This is a genomic window from Methyloversatilis sp., assembly GCF_030698125.1.
Taxonomy (GTDB): domain Bacteria; phylum Pseudomonadota; class Gammaproteobacteria; order Burkholderiales; family Rhodocyclaceae; genus Methyloversatilis.
On record NZ_JAUYNV010000011.1, the window covers coordinates 32,939 to 49,469 of the forward strand.

The 16,531-nt window shown below is 64.3% G+C and carries 14 protein-coding genes; 7 read left to right on the forward strand and 7 right to left on the reverse strand.

What is annotated here, in order from left to right; translation table 11 throughout:
• Positions 1-30: 30 nt before the first annotated feature.
• The 5 genes from Q8Q80_RS05435 to Q8Q80_RS05455 all read right to left on the reverse strand — a co-directional run bounded on the left by Q8Q80_RS05435 (position 31) and on the right by Q8Q80_RS05455 (position 6,686).
• Positions 31-1,197: a phosphoglycerate kinase gene (locus Q8Q80_RS05435; protein ID WP_305631949.1), complete on the reverse strand. Its 1,167-nt coding sequence runs from the start codon at positions 1,195-1,197 to the stop codon at positions 31-33.
• Between the two features lie 137 nt (positions 1,198-1,334).
• The gene (gene gap, locus Q8Q80_RS05440; protein WP_305631950.1) at positions 1,335-2,348 is read right to left on the reverse strand and encodes a type I glyceraldehyde-3-phosphate dehydrogenase; all 1,014 of its coding nucleotides are present in this window, start codon (positions 2,346-2,348) and stop codon (positions 1,335-1,337) included.
• A gap of 90 nt (positions 2,349-2,438) precedes the next feature.
• Positions 2,439-4,472 (reverse strand): transketolase, encoded by a 2,034-nt coding sequence (tkt, locus tag Q8Q80_RS05445; RefSeq protein ID WP_305631951.1) that lies wholly within the window; start codon positions 4,470-4,472, stop codon positions 2,439-2,441.
• A 224-nt stretch (positions 4,473-4,696) separates the two neighbouring features.
• Positions 4,697-5,581 carry a phosphoribulokinase gene (locus Q8Q80_RS05450; RefSeq protein WP_305631952.1) on the reverse strand — a complete coding sequence of 295 codons (885 nt, stop codon included), beginning with the start codon at positions 5,579-5,581 and terminating at the stop codon, positions 4,697-4,699.
• Positions 5,582-5,591: 10 nt separating this feature from the next.
• On the reverse strand, positions 5,592-6,686 hold the full coding sequence (locus Q8Q80_RS05455; protein WP_305631953.1) for a class 1 fructose-bisphosphatase: 1,095 nt from the start codon (positions 6,684-6,686) through the stop codon (positions 5,592-5,594).
• A 412-nt stretch (positions 6,687-7,098) separates the two neighbouring features.
• On the opposite strand from Q8Q80_RS05455, the gene Q8Q80_RS05460 reads away from it, so the two are divergent.
• On the forward strand, positions 7,099-8,043 hold the full coding sequence (locus tag Q8Q80_RS05460; RefSeq protein WP_305631954.1) for a LysR family transcriptional regulator: 945 nt from the start codon (positions 7,099-7,101) through the stop codon (positions 8,041-8,043).
• Positions 8,044-8,065: 22 nt separating this feature from the next.
• Here Q8Q80_RS05460 and Q8Q80_RS05465 read toward each other — a convergent pair whose 3' ends face one another.
• A complete protein-coding gene (locus tag Q8Q80_RS05465; RefSeq protein WP_305631955.1) occupies positions 8,066-8,866 on the reverse strand; it encodes an inositol monophosphatase in 801 nt (266 codons plus the stop codon).
• Between the two features lie 4 nt (positions 8,867-8,870).
• Positions 8,871-9,428 (reverse strand): thioredoxin family protein, encoded by a 558-nt coding sequence (locus tag Q8Q80_RS05470; protein WP_305631956.1) that lies wholly within the window; start codon positions 9,426-9,428, stop codon positions 8,871-8,873.
• A gap of 74 nt (positions 9,429-9,502) precedes the next feature.
• On the opposite strand from Q8Q80_RS05470, the gene Q8Q80_RS05475 reads away from it, so the two are divergent.
• The 6 genes from Q8Q80_RS05475 (at position 9,503) to Q8Q80_RS05500 (ending at position 16,433) form a co-directional block, all read left to right on the forward strand.
• Entirely contained in the window at positions 9,503-10,225 is a 723-nt protein-coding gene (locus Q8Q80_RS05475) for a 16S rRNA (uracil(1498)-N(3))-methyltransferase (protein ID WP_305631957.1), read from the forward strand.
• A complete protein-coding gene (gene pap / locus Q8Q80_RS05480) occupies positions 10,225-11,718 on the forward strand; it encodes a polyphosphate:AMP phosphotransferase (protein WP_305631958.1) in 1,494 nt (497 codons plus the stop codon). The genes Q8Q80_RS05475 and pap overlap by 1 nt, the downstream gene beginning before the upstream one ends.
• Positions 11,719-11,773: 55 nt before the next feature.
• The gene (gene argA, locus Q8Q80_RS05485; protein ID WP_305631959.1) at positions 11,774-13,096 is read left to right on the forward strand and encodes an amino-acid N-acetyltransferase; all 1,323 of its coding nucleotides are present in this window, start codon (positions 11,774-11,776) and stop codon (positions 13,094-13,096) included.
• A 24-nt stretch (positions 13,097-13,120) separates the two neighbouring features.
• Positions 13,121-15,184 carry a GGDEF domain-containing protein gene (locus tag Q8Q80_RS05490; protein WP_305631960.1) on the forward strand — a complete coding sequence of 688 codons (2,064 nt, stop codon included), beginning with the start codon at positions 13,121-13,123 and terminating at the stop codon, positions 15,182-15,184.
• A 68-nt stretch (positions 15,185-15,252) separates the two neighbouring features.
• Positions 15,253-15,525: an oxidative damage protection protein gene (locus Q8Q80_RS05495; RefSeq protein ID WP_257080205.1), complete on the forward strand. Its 273-nt coding sequence runs from the start codon at positions 15,253-15,255 to the stop codon at positions 15,523-15,525.
• A 71-nt stretch (positions 15,526-15,596) separates the two neighbouring features.
• A complete protein-coding gene (locus Q8Q80_RS05500) occupies positions 15,597-16,433 on the forward strand; it encodes a tetratricopeptide repeat protein (protein WP_305631961.1) in 837 nt (278 codons plus the stop codon).
• Positions 16,434-16,531 lie beyond the last annotated feature (98 nt).

The following is a 16,531-nucleotide window of genomic DNA, read 5'->3' on the forward strand; positions in this document are numbered from 1 at the left end:
TGTTATGCGTGTTGCGCGTTTCGTGCTGTTTCAGCCCTGGGCGCGGCGCAGCAGGATATCGACCGCCGGCAGTGTCTTGCCTTCGAGGAACTCCAGGAATGCGCCGCCACCGGTCGAGATGTAGCTCACCTGGTCGGCGATGCCGTATTTTGCGATGGCGGCGAGTGTGTCGCCACCACCGGCTATCGAGTAGGCCTTGGAGCCCGCGATGGCACGCGCGACGGTTTCGGTGCCGTGACCGAAGGCGTCGAATTCGAATACGCCGACCGGGCCATTCCACACGATGGTGCCAGCCGCCTTGAGCATCTCCGCCAAACGGGCAGCCGCCTTCGGGCCGATGTCGAGAATCATGTCGTCGGCCGCGACGTCGTCGACCGACTTGACCGTTGCCGGTGCATCAGCCGCAAATGCCTTGGCGCACACCACGTCTTCCGGCAGCGGCACTTTCGTCTTGGCCATCACGCGCCTGGCGGCGTCCACCAGATCGGCTTCGGCGAGCGATTTGCCGATCTGCTTGCCGGCGGCCAGCAAGAAGGTGTTGGCGATGCCGCCACCCACGATGAGCTGATCGACCTTGTCGGCCAGATTTTCCAGCAGCGTCAGTTTGGACGATACCTTCGAGCCGGCGACGATGGCCACCAACGGACGCGCGGGCTGGCCGAGCGCCTTGCCCAGCGCATCAAGTTCGCTCGCCATCAGCGGACCGGCGCAGGCGACAGGCGCGTACTGGCCCATGCCGTAGGTCGTCGCCTCGGCCCGGTGGGCGGTGCCGAAGGCGTCATTCACCCACACATCACACAGCGCTGCGAGTTTTCTCGACAGCGCGTCGTCGCACTTCTTCTCACCCTTGTTGGCGCGGCAGTTTTCCAGCAGCACGACTTCGCCCGGGGCGACCGTGACGCCATCGACCCAGTTCGCAATCAGTTTCACCTCGAAGCCGAGCAGTTCCGACATGCGGCGGGCGATCGGTGCCAGCGAATCTTCCGGCTTCAGTTCGCCTTCCGTCGGACGGCCGAGGTGCGACGTCACCATGACCGCAGCGCCGGCGTCACGCGCGGTGCGGATGGCTGGCAGCGAGGCGCGGATGCGGGTGTCTTCGGTAATGTTGCCGGCGTCGTCCTGCGGCACGTTCAGGTCGGAGCGGATGAAAACCCGCTTTCCCTTGAGATCAAGATCGGAAAGTCGTGTGAACAGCATCGTGTGTCCTCTGCGAAAGGCGCGTGAAGGGGTTCTGACGGTGCGAATACGAGGTGGGGCGGGTGAAGGCGGCAAAAGGCGAAGCGAAGCGGGGCAGGGACGCTGCCGCCCCGCACCCCGCCCGGATCCGGATGACCTTACCTGGCCGCCATCAATGCAACCGTCGTGTCCAGCATGCGGTTCGAGAAACCCCACTCGTTGTCGTACCAGGACAGCACCTTCACCAGCGTGCCACCCATGACGCGCGTTTGCGTCGAGTCGAAGATCGACGAGCGGGCGTCGTGATTGAAGTCGATCGACACCAGCGGTTCGACGTTGTAGCCCAGCACGCCCTTGAGCTCGCCATCCGAAGCGGCTTTCAGGATGCCGTTTACTTCGTCTGTCGTGGTGGCGCGCGCGGCGGTGAAGGTCAGGTCGACGATGGACACATTGATCGTCGGTACGCGCATCGCGAAGCCGTCCAGCTTGCCGTTCAGGTCGGGCAGCACCAGGCCGACCGCGGCGGCGGCACCGGTCTTGGTCGGGATCATCGACATCGTCGCGCTGCGCGCGCGGCGCAGGTCTTCGTGGTAGACGTCGGTCAGCACCTGGTCGTTCGTGTAGGCGTGGATGGTGGTCATCAAGCCATGCACGACACCGATCTTGTCGTGCAGCGGCTTGACCAGCGGCGCCAGACAGTTGGTGGTGCAGCTGGCGTTCGAAATGACCGTGTCGGACGACTTCAGCACGCCGTGGTTCACGCCATAGACGATGGTTGCATCGACATCCTTGCCGCCCGGCGCCGAAATGATCACCTTTTTCGCGCCGCCCTTGATGTGGGCCGACGCCTTTTCCTTGGTCGTGAAGAAGCCGGTGCATTCCAGCACGACATCGACGCCCAGTTCGCCCCACGGCAGTTCCGCCGGATTGCGGTTGGCCAGCACGCGGATGCGATCGCCATTGACCACCATGTAGTCGCCGTCGACGCTCACTTCGCCCGGAAACTTGCCGTGGGCGGTGTCGTAGCGGGTCAGGTGGGCATTGGTCTTGGGGTCGCCAAGATCGTTGATCGCGACGATCTGGATGTCGTGGCGCTTGCCGCCCTCGTAGTGTGCGCGAAGCACATTGCGGCCGATGCGCCCGTATCCGTTGATGGCAACCTTGATCGTCATGTCTGCAACTTCCTTTCCGATGGGTGTGGATTCAAGAAAAGCTCTGGATTGTGCGGCGCGGCTTTTGGCCGCGCTGCGCCAAATTTGGCATCACCTGCCAAGCAGTTGTCGTGCCGCCTGCGCCACGGCGTCCGCGGTGATACCGAATGCCTTGTACAACTCGCCCGCCGGCGCCGATTCTCCGAAGTGGTCCAGACCGATGACGGCGCCTTCGAGGCCGACGTACTTGCGCCACAGATCGGTCACTCCGGCCTCGACCGCCACGCGCGGAACGCCGCGCGGCAGCACCGTTTCACGCCATGCGCCATCCTGGCGATCGAACACCGTGGTCGACGGCATCGACACCACGCGCACGGTGATGCCTTCCGCCTCCAGCGATTTCTGCGCTGCGAGCGCCAGCGAAACCTCCGAGCCGGTGGCGATCAGTATGGCTTCCACCTTGCCGGCCGCATCGGACAGCACGTAACCACCGCGCGCGATGGCTGCGGTCGTTGCTGCGTCGCGCGCCACGTGCGGCAGGTTCTGGCGCGAGAACATCAGCGAACTGGGGCCGTCGGCCCGTTTGAGTGCGTGCGCCCAAGCGGCTGCCGACTCGATCGTGTCGCATGGGCGCCAGACGTCCATATTGGGCATAAGGCGCAGTGTCGCGGTCTGTTCGACCGGCTGGTGGGTCGGGCCGTCTTCGCCGAGGCCGATCGAGTCGTGCGTGAACACGAACACCTGGCGCAGCTTCATCAGCGCCGCCATGCGCAGTGCGTTGCGCGCGTACTCGGAGAACATCAGGAAGGTGGCCGTGTAGGGGATGAAGCCGCCGTGCAGCGCGATGCCGTTGGCGATCGCCGACATGCCGAATTCGCGCACGCCGTAGTAAATATAGTTGCCGCCGGGGTTGTCGGCCGAAATACCTTTCGAGCCCGACCACAGGGTGAGGTTCGAGCCGGCCAGATCGGCGGAGCCGCCGAGCAGTTCCGGCAGCGCCGGTGCGAAGGCCTCGATGCAGTTCTGGCTCGCCTTGCGGCTGGCGATGTTGTCCGCCTTGTCGTCGAACTTTGCGATCGTGTCTGCAACGACCTGCTCAAAATGGCCAGGCAGCGTGCCATGCATGCGACGTTTGAACTCCGACGCGAGGTCGGGGTGGGCCGCCGCATAGGCCGCAAATCGCTCGTTCCAGCCCGCTTCGGCCGTTTTGCCTGCCGGACGGGCATCCCATGCTTCATATACGTCGGCCGGAATGTCGAACGGGGCGTGCGACCAGCCGATGAAGGCACGCGCCGCTTCGATTTCTGCGGCCCCCAGTGGCGCGCCATGCACGTCGTGGCCGCCAGCCTTGTTCGGCGAACCGAGGCCGATTACCGTGCGGCAGCAGATCAGCGTCGGTCGCGAAAGATCGGCCTTTGCCGCGATCACCGCGGCGTTGATGGCTGCGCTGTCGTGACCGTCGACGGCCGGAATGACCTGCCAGCCATAGGCTTCGAAGCGCTTCGGCGTGTCGTCGGAAAACCAGCCCTCGACATGGCCGTCGATCGAAATGCCGTTGTCGTCATAGAACACGATCAGCTTGCCCAGACCTTGCGTGCCTGCCAGCGAGCACGCTTCGTGCGAGATGCCTTCCATCAGGCAGCCGTCGCCGGCAAAGGCGTAGGTGAAATGATCGACGACAGCATGGCCGGGTCGATTGAATTGCGCCGCCATGCCGCGTTCCGCGAGTGCCATGCCGACCGCGTTGGCCAGCCCCTGGCCGAGCGGGCCGGTGGTGGTTTCGACGCCCGGTGCGTAGCCACGCTCCGGATGACCGGGCGTCTTCGAATGCAACTGCCGGAATGACTTCAGATCGTCGATCGACAGGTCGTAGCCGGTCAGGTGCAGCAGTGCATACAGCAACATCGAACCGTGGCCGTTCGACAGCACGAAGCGGTCACGGTCGGCCCAGTCCGGATTGGCCGGGTTGTGCTTCATGTGATGGCGCCACAGTACTTCGGCGATTTCCGCCATGCCCATCGGCGCGCCCGGATGGCCGGAGTTGGCTTTCTGGACGGCATCCATCGCCAGCGCACGGATGGCACCCGTGATCTGATTGAAGCCCCCGCGGGGCGTGATGGTCGGGACGGCGTTCGAAGCGGTCATAGGGCAGGTTCCGGCCGGAAAAACCCATAATTATCCGCGAAAACAAGGCCTCTGGATAGCACACTGCGTTCCGCAAGTGCGCCGGTTGTCCGCGTCCGGCCTCGCGGGACTCGCACGAGGCGGACCGAAGTGGTGCGGGTCTGACAAGCGGGTTACCGTCGCCGATCGCCGGGCACAGGGAATCCGTGTTGATCCTGCCCTTCAGCGGGCGCCGTGGCGGAAATTCAGTAGCGCGCTCGCGCCTTGCGCCCGTTTTCCACCAGCCGAAGAATAAGCGGCGTGAAGATGAGTTGCATGGCCAGTTCGATCTTGCCGCCCGGAATCACGATGGTGTTGGCACGCGACATGAAGGAGCCTTGCAGCATGCTCAGCAGGTACTGGAAATCGATGCCGCGCGGATTGGCGAAGCGGATCACCACCATCGATTCTTCCGGCGTCGGAATGCCGCGAGCGATGAAGGGATTCGACGTATCGACCATCGGTACCCGCTGGAAATTGATGTGCGTGTTTTCGAACTGAGAACAGATGTAGTGCACGTATTCCGGCATCCGGCGCAGGATGGTGTCGGTCACGGCATCCGTCGTGTAGCCGCGCTGTTCGCGGTCCCGGTGCAACTTCTGTATCCACTCCAGATTGATGATGGGAACGACGCCGATGCGCAGGTCGGCATGCTGTCCGACATCGATCCGGTCGGTTTTCACTGCGCCATGCAGACCTTCGTAGAACAGGATGTCGGTGCCCGTCGGAATGTCCTCCCAGGGCGTGAATGTGCCGGAGGGTTGCCCGAAAGGCGCGGCTTCCTTGTCGTTGTGCAGATAGGCGCGCGAGCGCCCGGTGCCTTCGGCGCCATACTGCCGGAACAGGGCCTCGAGCTCTTCGAACAGGTTGGCGCCCGGGCCGAAATGGCTGAAGTGCTCGTTTCCGGCAGCTGCTTCGCGCGCCATGACGACCTTCATTTCCTCCCGGTCATGGCGATGAAAGGCATCGCCTTCGACAATGACCGGATTGACGCCCTCGCGCCGGAAGATTTGCTGGAAGGTTCGAGTGACCGTGCTGGTACCCGCGCCCGATGACCCGGTGATGGCGATGACTGGATGGCGTACCGACATCCGTCAGGCCTCAGAGCGTGGAAAACAGGCCACGGATATTGAAAAGTGGCGAAGTGTATTCACGGTCCAGTCCCTGGTCGTTTTCGTGGTGATACTGCGCAATGCGACGCACTTCTTCACTCGACCCGAAGATCAGTGGCGTGCGCGTCTGCAGGCTGCGCGGCGGCAGTTCGAGGATGCGGGTGCGGCCGTTGGTCGCTTCGCCACCTGCCTGCTCGATCAGGAAGGAAATCGGATTGGCTTCGTACATCAGCGAAATCCGTCCTGGCGGCTGCGACGGCATGGTGTCGGCCGGATACATGATGACGCCGCCGCGCGTCAGTACACGATGGGTTTCAGCCACCAGCGAGGCGATCCAGCGCATGTTGAAATCGGTGTTGCGCGGTCCGGTCTGGCCAGCCAGACATTCCTCGACATAGCGCTTGACCGGCGGCTCCCAGAAGCGCGACTTCGATGCATTGATCGCGAATTCGTTGGTTTGAGCCGGGATGCGCATCTTCGGATGGGTCAGTATGAAGGCGCCGATGTCGCGGTCGAGCGTGAATCCGTCAACGCCTTCGCCGGTGGTCAGCACCAGCATGGTCGAAGGGCCGTACAGCGCGTAGCCGGCGCATACCTGTTCGGTACCGGGCTGCAGGAAGTCAGACAATTGCGGCTCGGCGCCCGGGTTGGGTGCGTGCAGCACCGAAAAAAGCGTGCCGACGGTCAGATTCACGTCAATGTTGTTGCTGCAGTCGAGCGCATCGAACAGAAGAAGGTATTTGCCGCGCGGCGACTGTTCCGGCGTCGGAATGAAGCCGTCGAGGCCGTCCGGCGCCAGCGCCGCCAGATGGCCGCCCCATTCGCATTCTCGCTGCATCGCCTCGTTGGCGATGGTGTCGAGCTTCTGCGTGACGCCACCCGACAGATTGATGGCGGCGCCGCTGCCGATCGCCTCGAAGCTGCCGAGCGAGCCGACCAGCGCGCCCTTGTTTACATTGTTGGCGATGATTTTCACCGCCGTCGCAACCGCATTCAACAGGCTCGAAAAGATCCCGCTGGCTTGCGGGTGCCTCTGCTGGGCCTCGATGGTGTAACGCGTGAGGGTCTTGCGCCCTTCGATCATGGCAACCTCCTTCGCAACCGGTGTCGATTTATCCTAGCTGTCGCCCGCCGTGCTGTCACATCGGCTGGTCGCGCTCCGACAGGTCATCGTGACAGCAAATCATGTGCTGCAACCATGGAGCGATTTGTTCCGCGGCAAGCAACACAGTGTGCAAACGCAAAAAAATACCCCGGACTCTTGCGAGCCGGGGTATGAATCCACAAACAAGGTTGTGGAGGAGGAGCCTGGGTCACCTGTCAATTCTTGTTGAGCAGACAGGCTTTGACACTAAATCGTGAGCTCTCGAAAACTGCCTTTGCGACTTCCGCACTTCGTTTTCGACCGCTGTTGCAGTGCAATATATCTGGAATCTGCCGTGGCTCAAAATAAGTTGTTTTGATACGATCGATTAAATTTCCTGATACTGATTGATATGACGACCCAGTGGACACGAGGCGTGTCGCTACGCCAGTTGCGGATATTCGAAGCGGTCGCCCGCCTCGGATCGATTTCGCGTGCTGCCGAAGAACTGCATCTGACACAACCCGCAGTCTCGATGCAGGTGAAGGCGCTCGACGGGCTGATCGGGCTCCCGCTGATCGAGACCCTGGGCAAGAAGCTGCGTGTGACCGATGTCGGCATGGAAATCGCCCGCCACGCACGTGCGATCGACCACCAGCTGGCGGAGGCGGAGGCCGCGCTTGCCCAGATGGCGACCGGTCACGCGGGATTGGTGTCGGTCGGCGTGGTCAGTACCGCCAAATACATTGCCCCGAAGCTGCTGATGGCCTTCCGCGAGCTTTATCCCGACGTGCAGGTGCGCATATCGCTGCACAACCGCGACGATATCTTCCGCCAGCTGGAAGACAACCTGATCGACCTTGCCATCATGGGGCGACCGCCGGCTGCCTTGGGCTGCGAGGCGCACGTGTTTGCCGAGCATCCGCTGTCCATCCTCGCCTGCGAAGGTCACCCGCTGACCGGCGGCGGCATGGCCAGCGTGGAGGATCTGGGGCGCGAGGCCTTCCTGATCCGCGAGCGCGGCTCCGGCACGCGGGTGACGCAGGAAAGTTTTCTGATCGAACACGGCATTCGCCCGACCGAAATCATCGAGCTGCCGAGCAATGAAATCATCAAGCAAGCCGCTATCGCGGGCATGGGGCTGGCGTTCCTGTCGGAGCACACCTGCCAGCTCGAACTGCGCACCGGCGTGCTGCGCCGGATCGCTGCACCGGGTACGCCGGTGATCCGCAACTGGCATGTGGTCTATCGCGACCGCAAGAATCTGCTGCCGGCCGCCAAGGCGCTGCGCGACTTCCTGCTGGCAAAGGGCGGTGGTCTGGTCAACGCACAGGTGATGCCCGCGCAGCCAGCCTGAAGTCAGGTATCCCCGGCATGGCTCAGCGCGCGCCGTGCGCGTTGAGCCAGTCCATCCATTCCCTGTACAACGCTGCGTTGGCGCCGACGACGACCGGCGTCTTGTGGCCGGGCGACATGTTCAGCGGTTCGCCGTCAAGCATCGAACATTGCGCACCCGCTTCGGCCGCAATCAGGGTGCCGGCAGCGAAGTCCCACATCATCTGGCCGCCGTGCAGGTAGACATCCAGTCGCGCCGCCGCGACGAAGCACCATTCGAGCGCGCTGGAACCGAAATTGCGCTGCGAATAGAACGGCGACTGTGTGGCGAGCGCATCGGCCAGCGGCTTGGGAATGCGCTTGAAATCGACGCCGGCGACCGCGTCCAGCAGATGGCGGGCCGGCGTGCGCAGCGGCAGCGCAGTACCGTTCAGGAAGGCACCGCCGCCTTCTTCAGCGTAGAAGGCCTCGTCGGTCATCGGGTTGTACACCACCCCGTAACGTGTCCGGCCTTCCGCGATGTAGGCGATCGCCACGCCGAAGAATGGAATGCCGTTGATGAAATTCGTCGTGCCATCGATCGGATCGATGCACCAGATGCCGTCCTGGCCTTCGTGCCACAGACGCAACTGCAGCGATTCCGGCATTTCCTCGCCCAGTACCGGGCGATCGATGATGCGGGGCAGGCGTTCGATGAGCGCTTCCTGCGCCGCCAGATCGACCACCGTGAACAGGCTGCCATCGTCCTTGGTGTTGCGTTGTGCCGTCAGGAAGTGCGGCATGATGACTTCGCGCGCCACATTGCGCGCGGTGTCGACGATCTGGATGAGGGTGGGTGAGCTCATGGGTTCAGTCCTGACGCCATTTGATGGAACAGCCGATGCCGGGCGTCTGCACGCGCGGGCCATCGCCGGTCAGCGCGACGAGGCGCATGGCCTCGAACAGGTCGCGCGGCGTATCCGGCGGCGCAGCCTCCTTGCGCGAGGCGTCGAAACGTCCGCGGTACTGCAGTTGCATTGCGCTGTTGTAGCCGAAGAAATCCGGCGTGCACACGGCGCCATAGGCGCGCGCCACCGACTGATCGGCGTCCAGCAGATACGGAAAGGAGAATGCCTTGTCGCGTGCCAGTGTCTGCATCGCGTCCGGGCCGTCCTGCGGATACTCGTCGACATCGTTCGACATGATGGCCACGACGCCGATGCCGAGCACCTGCAACTCACGCACCGTTACCACCAGCCGTGGCAGTATCGCCTGCACATAGGGGCAGTGGTTGCAGATGAACATCACAAGCAGACCGGCCGGTCCGCGCAGCGTGTCCGGCGTATGTTCGCGACAGTCGGCGTCGCGCAGCCGGAAGCCAGGCGCCGCCAGGCCGAAGTCACAGACAGGTGTCGAAGTGCTGACCATCATGCTTCCATGGGTTTGCCCGCCGTAATGGAGCGCGGGCCGTTATCCTCTCGCAGTGCACCAATGATAATACGATGAATCCACGCTTCTTTTGCCCTCTGCCCGATGAACCCCAGGGCGCGCTGTTGCTGCCGGCGGCAGTGGCCCACCATGTTGAACGCGTGCTGCGTCTGTCGTCCGGCGATTCGCTGACCCTGTTCGACGGTCGCGGTTTCGAAGTCGAGGCCCGACTCGAAGGCAAGGGTCGCGATCTCAGGGCAGTGCTCGGCGAGCGCCGCGAGCCGCTGCGCGAGCCCGCGCTGCGAATCACGCTGATGCAGTGTCTGGCCGCGTCGGACAAGATGGACTGGATCGTGCAGAAGGCGGTCGAACTGGGCGTTGCGCGCGTGCAGCCGGTGAGCTGTCGGCGCGCTGTCGTGCGGCTGGCTGGCGACCGCGCGCAGCGCCGGGAGGCGCACTGGCGCCAGATTGCCGTGGCCGCCTGCGAACAGTGCGGCCGTAACGTCGTGCCCGAAGTGCTGCCGCTGCTTTCGTTCGAGCAGGCGGTCGCGGGTGCCGACGGGCAGCGCCTGCTGCTGCACCCGGAAGGTGGGGTGCCGCTGCGTAACGCGGGCCTGAACGCCGATCAGCCGATCAGCCTGCTGATCGGACCGGAAGGTGGATTCGACAACGATGAACTGCAGGCCGCGCGCGCCAGCGGATTTGCCGCGCTCACGCTCGGCCCGCGTGTGTTGCGCACCGAAACTGCCGGGGTCGCCGTGGTGGCTGCGCTCAACGCCCTGATCGGAGATTTCTGATGTTCGATACGCTGACCCCGCTCGAGGCGATGGACGAAGCACGGTTCGATCGGGCAGTTGCGAGGCTGCGCGCCGACCTGCTCGATGCGCAGTACTCGATACTGGAACAGGCGCGTACGCCGGTGATTCTGCTGATCGCCGGCGTCGCCGGCGCCGGGCGCGGCGTGGTGGTCAACACGCTGAACGAGTGGATGGATCCGCGCCACATCCGCACCAGTGCATTCGGGCCGCGCGACGAAGCCGAACGTCTGCGACCCCACATGTGGCGTTTCTGGCACGCACTGCCGTCGCGCGGGCGCACCGCCATCATGTTCGATGCGTGGTACAGCGAAACCATCCGCGACCGCGTGGACCGCCGCATCAAGCGGCCGGCGTTCGGCCGTGCGCTGCAGTCGATACGGCGTTTCGAGCACATGCTGGCGATGGAAGAGGCGGTGGTGCTCAAGTTCTGGCTGCATCTGGATGCCGGCACCCAGCACGCCCGCTTCAAGGCGCTCGAAAAAGACACCGCAACACGCTGGCGCGTCACGCCGGAGGACTGGCACGAACACCGCCATCACCGCAGGCTCTGCAAGGTGGCGGAAGACGTGATCCGGCAGACCGACGACCCGCATGCGCCCTGGCATCTGATCGACGCACGGGACACCGGCCTGTGCGAACTGGCGGTCGGTCGCATCGTGCTGCGCGCGCTGCGTGCCACGCTGGCCGGACGCCCGCCGCGACCGGCGCCCTTGCCGCCGCCTTCGAGGGCGGTGGCCGAGGCGCCCGTTGCGCCCGTCGCGCCGGCCAGCGAACCAGCGGGCGCGTCGAGGCCGATGACCAAGGCTCAGTATCAGCCCGCGCTGGAAGCCCTGCAGGGGCGGCTCAATCTGCTGTTGCGCCAGCCGGCCTTCGACGCACGCTCGTTGGTGCTGGTATTCGAAGGCATGGATGCCGCTGGCAAGGGCGGTGCGATCCGCCGCATCACCCACGCGATGGACGCACGGTATTACCGCGTTCATCCGGTTGCGGCGCCAACCGAACACGAACGCAGATACCCCTGGCTGTGGCGCTTCTGGCGCGACGTGCCGCGCAACGGCCGGACGGGGCTGTTCGACCGCTCATGGTACGGCCGGGTGCTGGTCGAACGGGTCGAAGGCTTTGCCGAGCCGGCCGACTGGGCGCGTGCCTACGATGAAATCAATGCCTTCGAGCAGGAGTGGGTGGCGCATGGCGCCATCGTCTGCAAGTTCTGGCTCGACGTCAGCCCGGACGAACAGTTGAAGCGTTTCAACGAGCGCAGTCGCACCCGGTTCAAGCGCTTCAAGATCACGCCGGATGACTGGCGCAACCGGGAAAAGTGGCCCGCCTACCTGCCAGCGGTGCGCGACATGCTCGCGCGCACGCACACCGAAGCGGCACCCTGGGCGTTGATCGGATCGGACGACAAGTATCGCGCCCGCCTCGACATCCTGCGAACCGTCTGCGTCCGACTCGAATCCGCGCTCGGCTGAGCGTGCCGGCGGGGCGCGCTCGGATAGAATCCGGGACTTACCGAACGGAACCTGCATGCACGCTGATCCCGATTCACCGCGCTTCGTCGCCTGGGTGCGCAGCGCAGCACCTTATATCCATGCCTTTGGCGGCCGAACCTTCGTGGTCGCGGTCGGCGGCGAAGTGCTGAAAAGCCCGTTCGCCAATTCGCTGGTGCAGGATTGCAACCTGCTCGCCGCGCTCGGCATCAAGCTGGTGCTGGTGGTCGGCGCACGTCCGCAGATCGAGGAGGAGCTGGCGGCGCGCGGACTGGAACCCCGCTATCACAAGGGTTTGCGTGTGACCGACGGGCCGGCCATGGACTGCGTGAAGCGCGCCAACGGCGCGATCCGCATCGATGTCGAGGCGCTGTTCTCGCAGGGGCTGCCCAATACGCCCATGGCCGGCAGCACGATCGAGGTGGCGTCAGGCAACTTCCTGACGGCGCGTCCGGTAGGCGTCGTGGACGGTATCGACCACGGGTACACGGGGGCCGTGCGCAAGGTCGACGTCGAAGCGCTGAACGACGCACTGGTCGACAGCGACATCGTGCTGATGCAGCCCTATGGCTACTCGCTGACCGGCGAGGTGTTCAACCTGTGCATGGAAGAAGTGGCCGAATCGGTCGCCATCGGCCTGCAGGCGACCAAGCTGATCTATCTGTGCGACGCGCCGGGCATTGTCGATGAAGCCGGAGAACTGGTGCCTGAACTCACCGCTGACGAGGCATCGCAATGGCTCAAGGCGGGTCGCGGCATTACCGAAGACCTGGGCCTCTACCTGCCGCGGGCGATCCGTGCGGTGAAGATGGGCGTGGCCCGGGCGCACATGATCGACCGCGACCTTGATGGTGCGCTGCTGCTCGAATTCTTCACCACGCAAGGCGTCGGCAGCGTCATTTCGCGCGAACGGCTTGCGCTGATGCGCAATGCGCGCATGGACGATGTGCCGGCGGTGGCCGGCCTGATCGCGCCGATGGAGGCCGATGGCACGCTGGTCAGTCGCGGCCGCGAACGGCTCGAACGCGAGATCGATCGGTTCAGCGTGCTCGAACACGACGAAGTCATCATGGGCTGCGCCGCCTTCTACCCGTATGCGGAAGAAGAAATGGCCGAACTGGCCTGCCTCGCGGTCATGCCCGAATACCGCCGGCACGGCTACGGGGAACAGATACTCAGCTTCGTCGAAGGGCGGGCACGTGCCGAGCGCATGAAGCGCCTGTTCGTGCTCACCACGGTGACCGCACACTGGTTCGTCGAGCGCGGTTTCGTCGAAGCCGGCATCGACGTATTGCCGCGCTTGAAGCGCGAGAGTTACAACCCGCAGCGTCGCAGCAAGGTGCTGGTGAAGGTGCTTTGATGACCCGGCGGCCGCTCCACTGACATGAAACCGGCCTTGCTCGCGCGCATCGGCACGCTGAAGGCACGCCTCATCGGGTCAGCGGTCGCGTTGGGCCTGCTGCTGATCCTGGGGCTCGGGCTCACCCACCACCTGCTGGCCGGCCATCTGATTGCGCAGGAAGATGCGCGCATCGCTGCGCTGGCCACAGACATGCAGACCCGGCTGGGTGAAATCGTGATGCACGATCAGGCGCGGCTGGCAGCCGAGGCGGGTGCGTTGCGCCGGCTGGGTGTCCTGGGTTACATCGAAGTGCGTGATGCTGCGGGGCGCGTACTGGTGGCGGACGGTGGGCCGGCCGTACTCGGTGCGCCGCATCCGGACCTGCATGCCGCATTGGCGGCCGGACGCAGTCGCCACGATTTCCGGATCGAGCTGAGGTCGGCCGACGCCAGCACGCCGGTCGGCGTCGCGCGCGCCAGTGCGAGGCTGGTTCGTCTCGAGGCGGCGCTTGCCACCTTGCAAACGTCGATGCTGCTTCTGGGCATACTGATCCTGTCGCTGCATGTGGTGCTGACCCGCTGGGTGCTCGGCGGCGTGCTCGATGGTGTGACCGCGATCGAAACGCGCGCCATCGCGCTGCGCCGGGCCGAGGTCGTCAATCCGCTTCCGGTGGTCGGCGACGATGCGCTGGCGCGCCTCACCCGCGCCTTCAACCAGATGGTCCAGGCGCTTGATGAGCGGGTCATGGCGTTGCGCAAGAGTGAATCGCGCTTTCATGCGATCGCCGATTTCACCTTTGGCGTCGAGGCCTGGTTCGGGCCGCAGGGTCGCCTGATCTGGGTCAATCGTTCGATCGAACGGGTGACCGGCCACAGCCCGCTGGACTGCCTGCTGAGCGAAAATCTCGCAGGCATGCTCGTCCATGAGAAGGACCGCAAGATCTTCGCCTCCCGCGCGCAGGAGGCGCTGGCCGGCGCCAGCGGAGAAAACTTCGAAGTGCGTCTGCTGCGCCGCGATGGCGGTGTGGTGTGGGTGTCGCTGAACTGGCAGCCGATCTACGACGAGGCCGGTGTTTGCCTGGGCGTGCGGGTGTCGGCCGACGACATCCAGAGCCGCAAGGAAGCCGAATTGAAGCTGCTCGACACGGTGACCGCGCTGCGTCGTGAACAGGGCCTGCGCGATTACTACCTCACGCGCAGTGAGGAAGAACGTTCGCGGCTTGAGGCGCTGCTCGACCTGATCAAGCTGGGTGTGCTGTTCGTCGATCGCGACGGGCGCGCGCAGCACGCAAACCGGATGCTGAAGCTGATCTGGGGCATGGCGCCGGACGAAAATCTTTCCGGCATGCGGGACAGCGTGCTGATCGAACGCACCGCGCCGTTGCGTGCCGACGAAGAGGGCTACCGGGAGCGCATGGCACAGATTCTTGCCACGCGACTGCCGACCGAGCCGCTGGACATCCTGCTGCGCGACAGCCGCATCATCCGTGAACAGTCGGCGCTGGTGCCGTCGGCCACGCCCGGGCGTTTCCTCGGTCGGGTGTGGATCTACGAAGACGTCACGGCCGAGCGGCGTGCAGCCGAGGCGCTGGTACAGATGGCAGAACGCGACCCGCTGACCAATCTTTACAATCGTCGCCGTTTTCATGAAGAGCTCGAACGCATGATTGCAGACGCCAGCCGGCGTCACACGCAACTCGGCCTGCTGCTGTTCGATCTTGATGGCTTCAAGCCGGTCAACGACCGGCACGGCCATCAGGCCGGCGATCAGGTGCTGGTGAAACTGGCGCGCGAGGTCGGTGCGGTCGTGCGGCGGAACGAAATCTTCTTCCGGCTCGGCGGTGACGAGTTCGGTGTGCTCGCTCCGGACACCGACGAACAGGCCATCACCGGTCTGGCGCGACGCATCGGCGAACGTGTGTCGGGCATGAACTTCGAGTTTGACGGGCAGCGCGCCCATGTGACCGTGAGCACGGGCATCGGCATCTATCCGGTTCACGCGTCGACCGGCGAGGCCTTGCTGGGCGCAGCGGACGCTGCGATGTATGCGGCCAAGAACGATGGCAAGAATGCTTTCCGGATGTACGAACGCCACGATGGCACCTGACGATCGGCGCAGCTCTCGAGCGGCTGACACGCCTTTTCCGAACCTCATTTTTTCGAAGGAGTTATACGATGGCACGCATGGTCAATTGCATCAAACTGGGTCGTGAAGCGGAAGGTCTGGACTTTCCGCCGGTGCCCGGCCCGCTCGGCGCGCGGATTTTCGAGTCGGTATCCAAGGAGGCCTGGCAGCAATGGGTGAAGTACCAGACCATGCTGATCAACGAAAACCGACTCAGCCTGATGGACGTGCGCGCGCGCAAATATCTTGCCGAGCAGATGGAAAAACACTTCTTCGGCGAGGGCGCTGACGGTGTATCGGGATTCGTGCCGCCGGCTGCCTGATTTGATGTACACCGGCCCGCGCCACAGTAATTCACGGCAAGTCCTTGCCTCGTCATGCTAATTTCGCGCCGATGAATGTTTCCACCCGCACTTCCGGCATCCTGCAGGGCACACGTGGCTGTCCCTACTGCATGAGCCGGAACACCAAAGACTCCAGCTGGAAGAATCCGGCCGAGAAGTCGGGACGCTTCTGGTTGCGTCCGGTACGCTGCCGCAACTGCCACAAGCGTTTCGTGCGCTTCCGCCGCGTGCCGCTGGCTGCGTTCGCGGGCCTGGTGCTTCTGAGCATTTCCGCCCTTGTGGTCATCACCGTGCAGAGCGCAGGCTCGCGCATCCCGAGTGAGCACGAGAGGAAGCTGGCCGAGCTCGATCCGCGTGACGTCGCCCGTATCCGTGCCGAAGCAGGCAGTTCGCTGGCGCAGTTCGAGTACGCGATGCTGCTTTCGCAGGGCGGAACCAGCGAACGCGAAGATCAGGTCGAAGCGATCAAGTGGTTTGAAAAAGCCGCGGAGCAGGGGCACGCTCAAGCCCAGTTCGAACTGGCGCAGGTCTACAAGCTGGGTCGCGGCACGCTGCAGGACTACGACGCCGCCGCCAGATGGTTCATGGAGGCGGCGCGCAAGGGCCATGTCGCGGCGCAGTACCACATGGGGCGCCTGCACCGCATCGGCGAAGGAGTGGATCTTGATCTGATCCAGGCCTACGCCTGGTTCAACCGCGCCGCCGCCCTCGGACATGGCGCCGCGCGCGGTGCGCGCGACGAAATCGCTGCCTCGCTCAAACCGGAGCAGGTGGAAGCGGCGCAAAAACTGTCGCGCGATCTGCTCTCGGCATCGACAACAGCGCCAACCGCCTCCGGCCCCCCGGCGGACGCCGGACGGGTCATCGGCGTGACGGCGACGCCCTAGATCGATGCCAGCCGTGCAGGAGGCGAACTGCACACCTGATGCCGCGGGGGGGGGGGGGGGGGACAAAACCACCGATCCCCTGGAAGCGTGCTGGTTTA

Coding starts and splice junctions, on each gene's coding strand:
- Q8Q80_RS05490 (WP_305631960.1), top strand. CDS start 13,121: ATGAAACCGGCCTTGCTCGCGCGCATCGGCACGCTGAAGGCACGCCTC.
- Q8Q80_RS05470 (WP_305631956.1), bottom strand. CDS start 9,428: ATGGTCAGCACTTCGACACCTGTCTGTGACTTCGGCCTGGCGGCGCCT.
- Q8Q80_RS05455 (WP_305631953.1), bottom strand. CDS start 6,686: ATGATCGAAGGGCGCAAGACCCTCACGCGTTACACCATCGAGGCCCAG.
- Q8Q80_RS05500 (WP_305631961.1), top strand. CDS start 15,597: ATGAATGTTTCCACCCGCACTTCCGGCATCCTGCAGGGCACACGTGGC.
- tkt (WP_305631951.1), bottom strand. CDS start 4,472: ATGACCGCTTCGAACGCCGTCCCGACCATCACGCCCCGCGGGGGCTTC.
- Q8Q80_RS05450 (WP_305631952.1), bottom strand. CDS start 5,581: ATGTCGGTACGCCATCCAGTCATCGCCATCACCGGGTCATCGGGCGCG.
- Q8Q80_RS05465 (WP_305631955.1), bottom strand. CDS start 8,866: ATGAGCTCACCCACCCTCATCCAGATCGTCGACACCGCGCGCAATGTG.
- gap (WP_305631950.1), bottom strand. CDS start 2,348: ATGACGATCAAGGTTGCCATCAACGGATACGGGCGCATCGGCCGCAAT.
- Q8Q80_RS05435 (WP_305631949.1), bottom strand. CDS start 1,197: ATGCTGTTCACACGACTTTCCGATCTTGATCTCAAGGGAAAGCGGGTT.
- pap (WP_305631958.1), top strand. CDS start 10,225: ATGTTCGATACGCTGACCCCGCTCGAGGCGATGGACGAAGCACGGTTC.
- Q8Q80_RS05460 (WP_305631954.1), top strand. CDS start 7,099: ATGACGACCCAGTGGACACGAGGCGTGTCGCTACGCCAGTTGCGGATA.
- Q8Q80_RS05495 (WP_257080205.1), top strand. CDS start 15,253: ATGGCACGCATGGTCAATTGCATCAAACTGGGTCGTGAAGCGGAAGGT.
- argA (WP_305631959.1), top strand. CDS start 11,774: ATGCACGCTGATCCCGATTCACCGCGCTTCGTCGCCTGGGTGCGCAGC.
- Q8Q80_RS05475 (WP_305631957.1), top strand. CDS start 9,503: ATGAATCCACGCTTCTTTTGCCCTCTGCCCGATGAACCCCAGGGCGCG.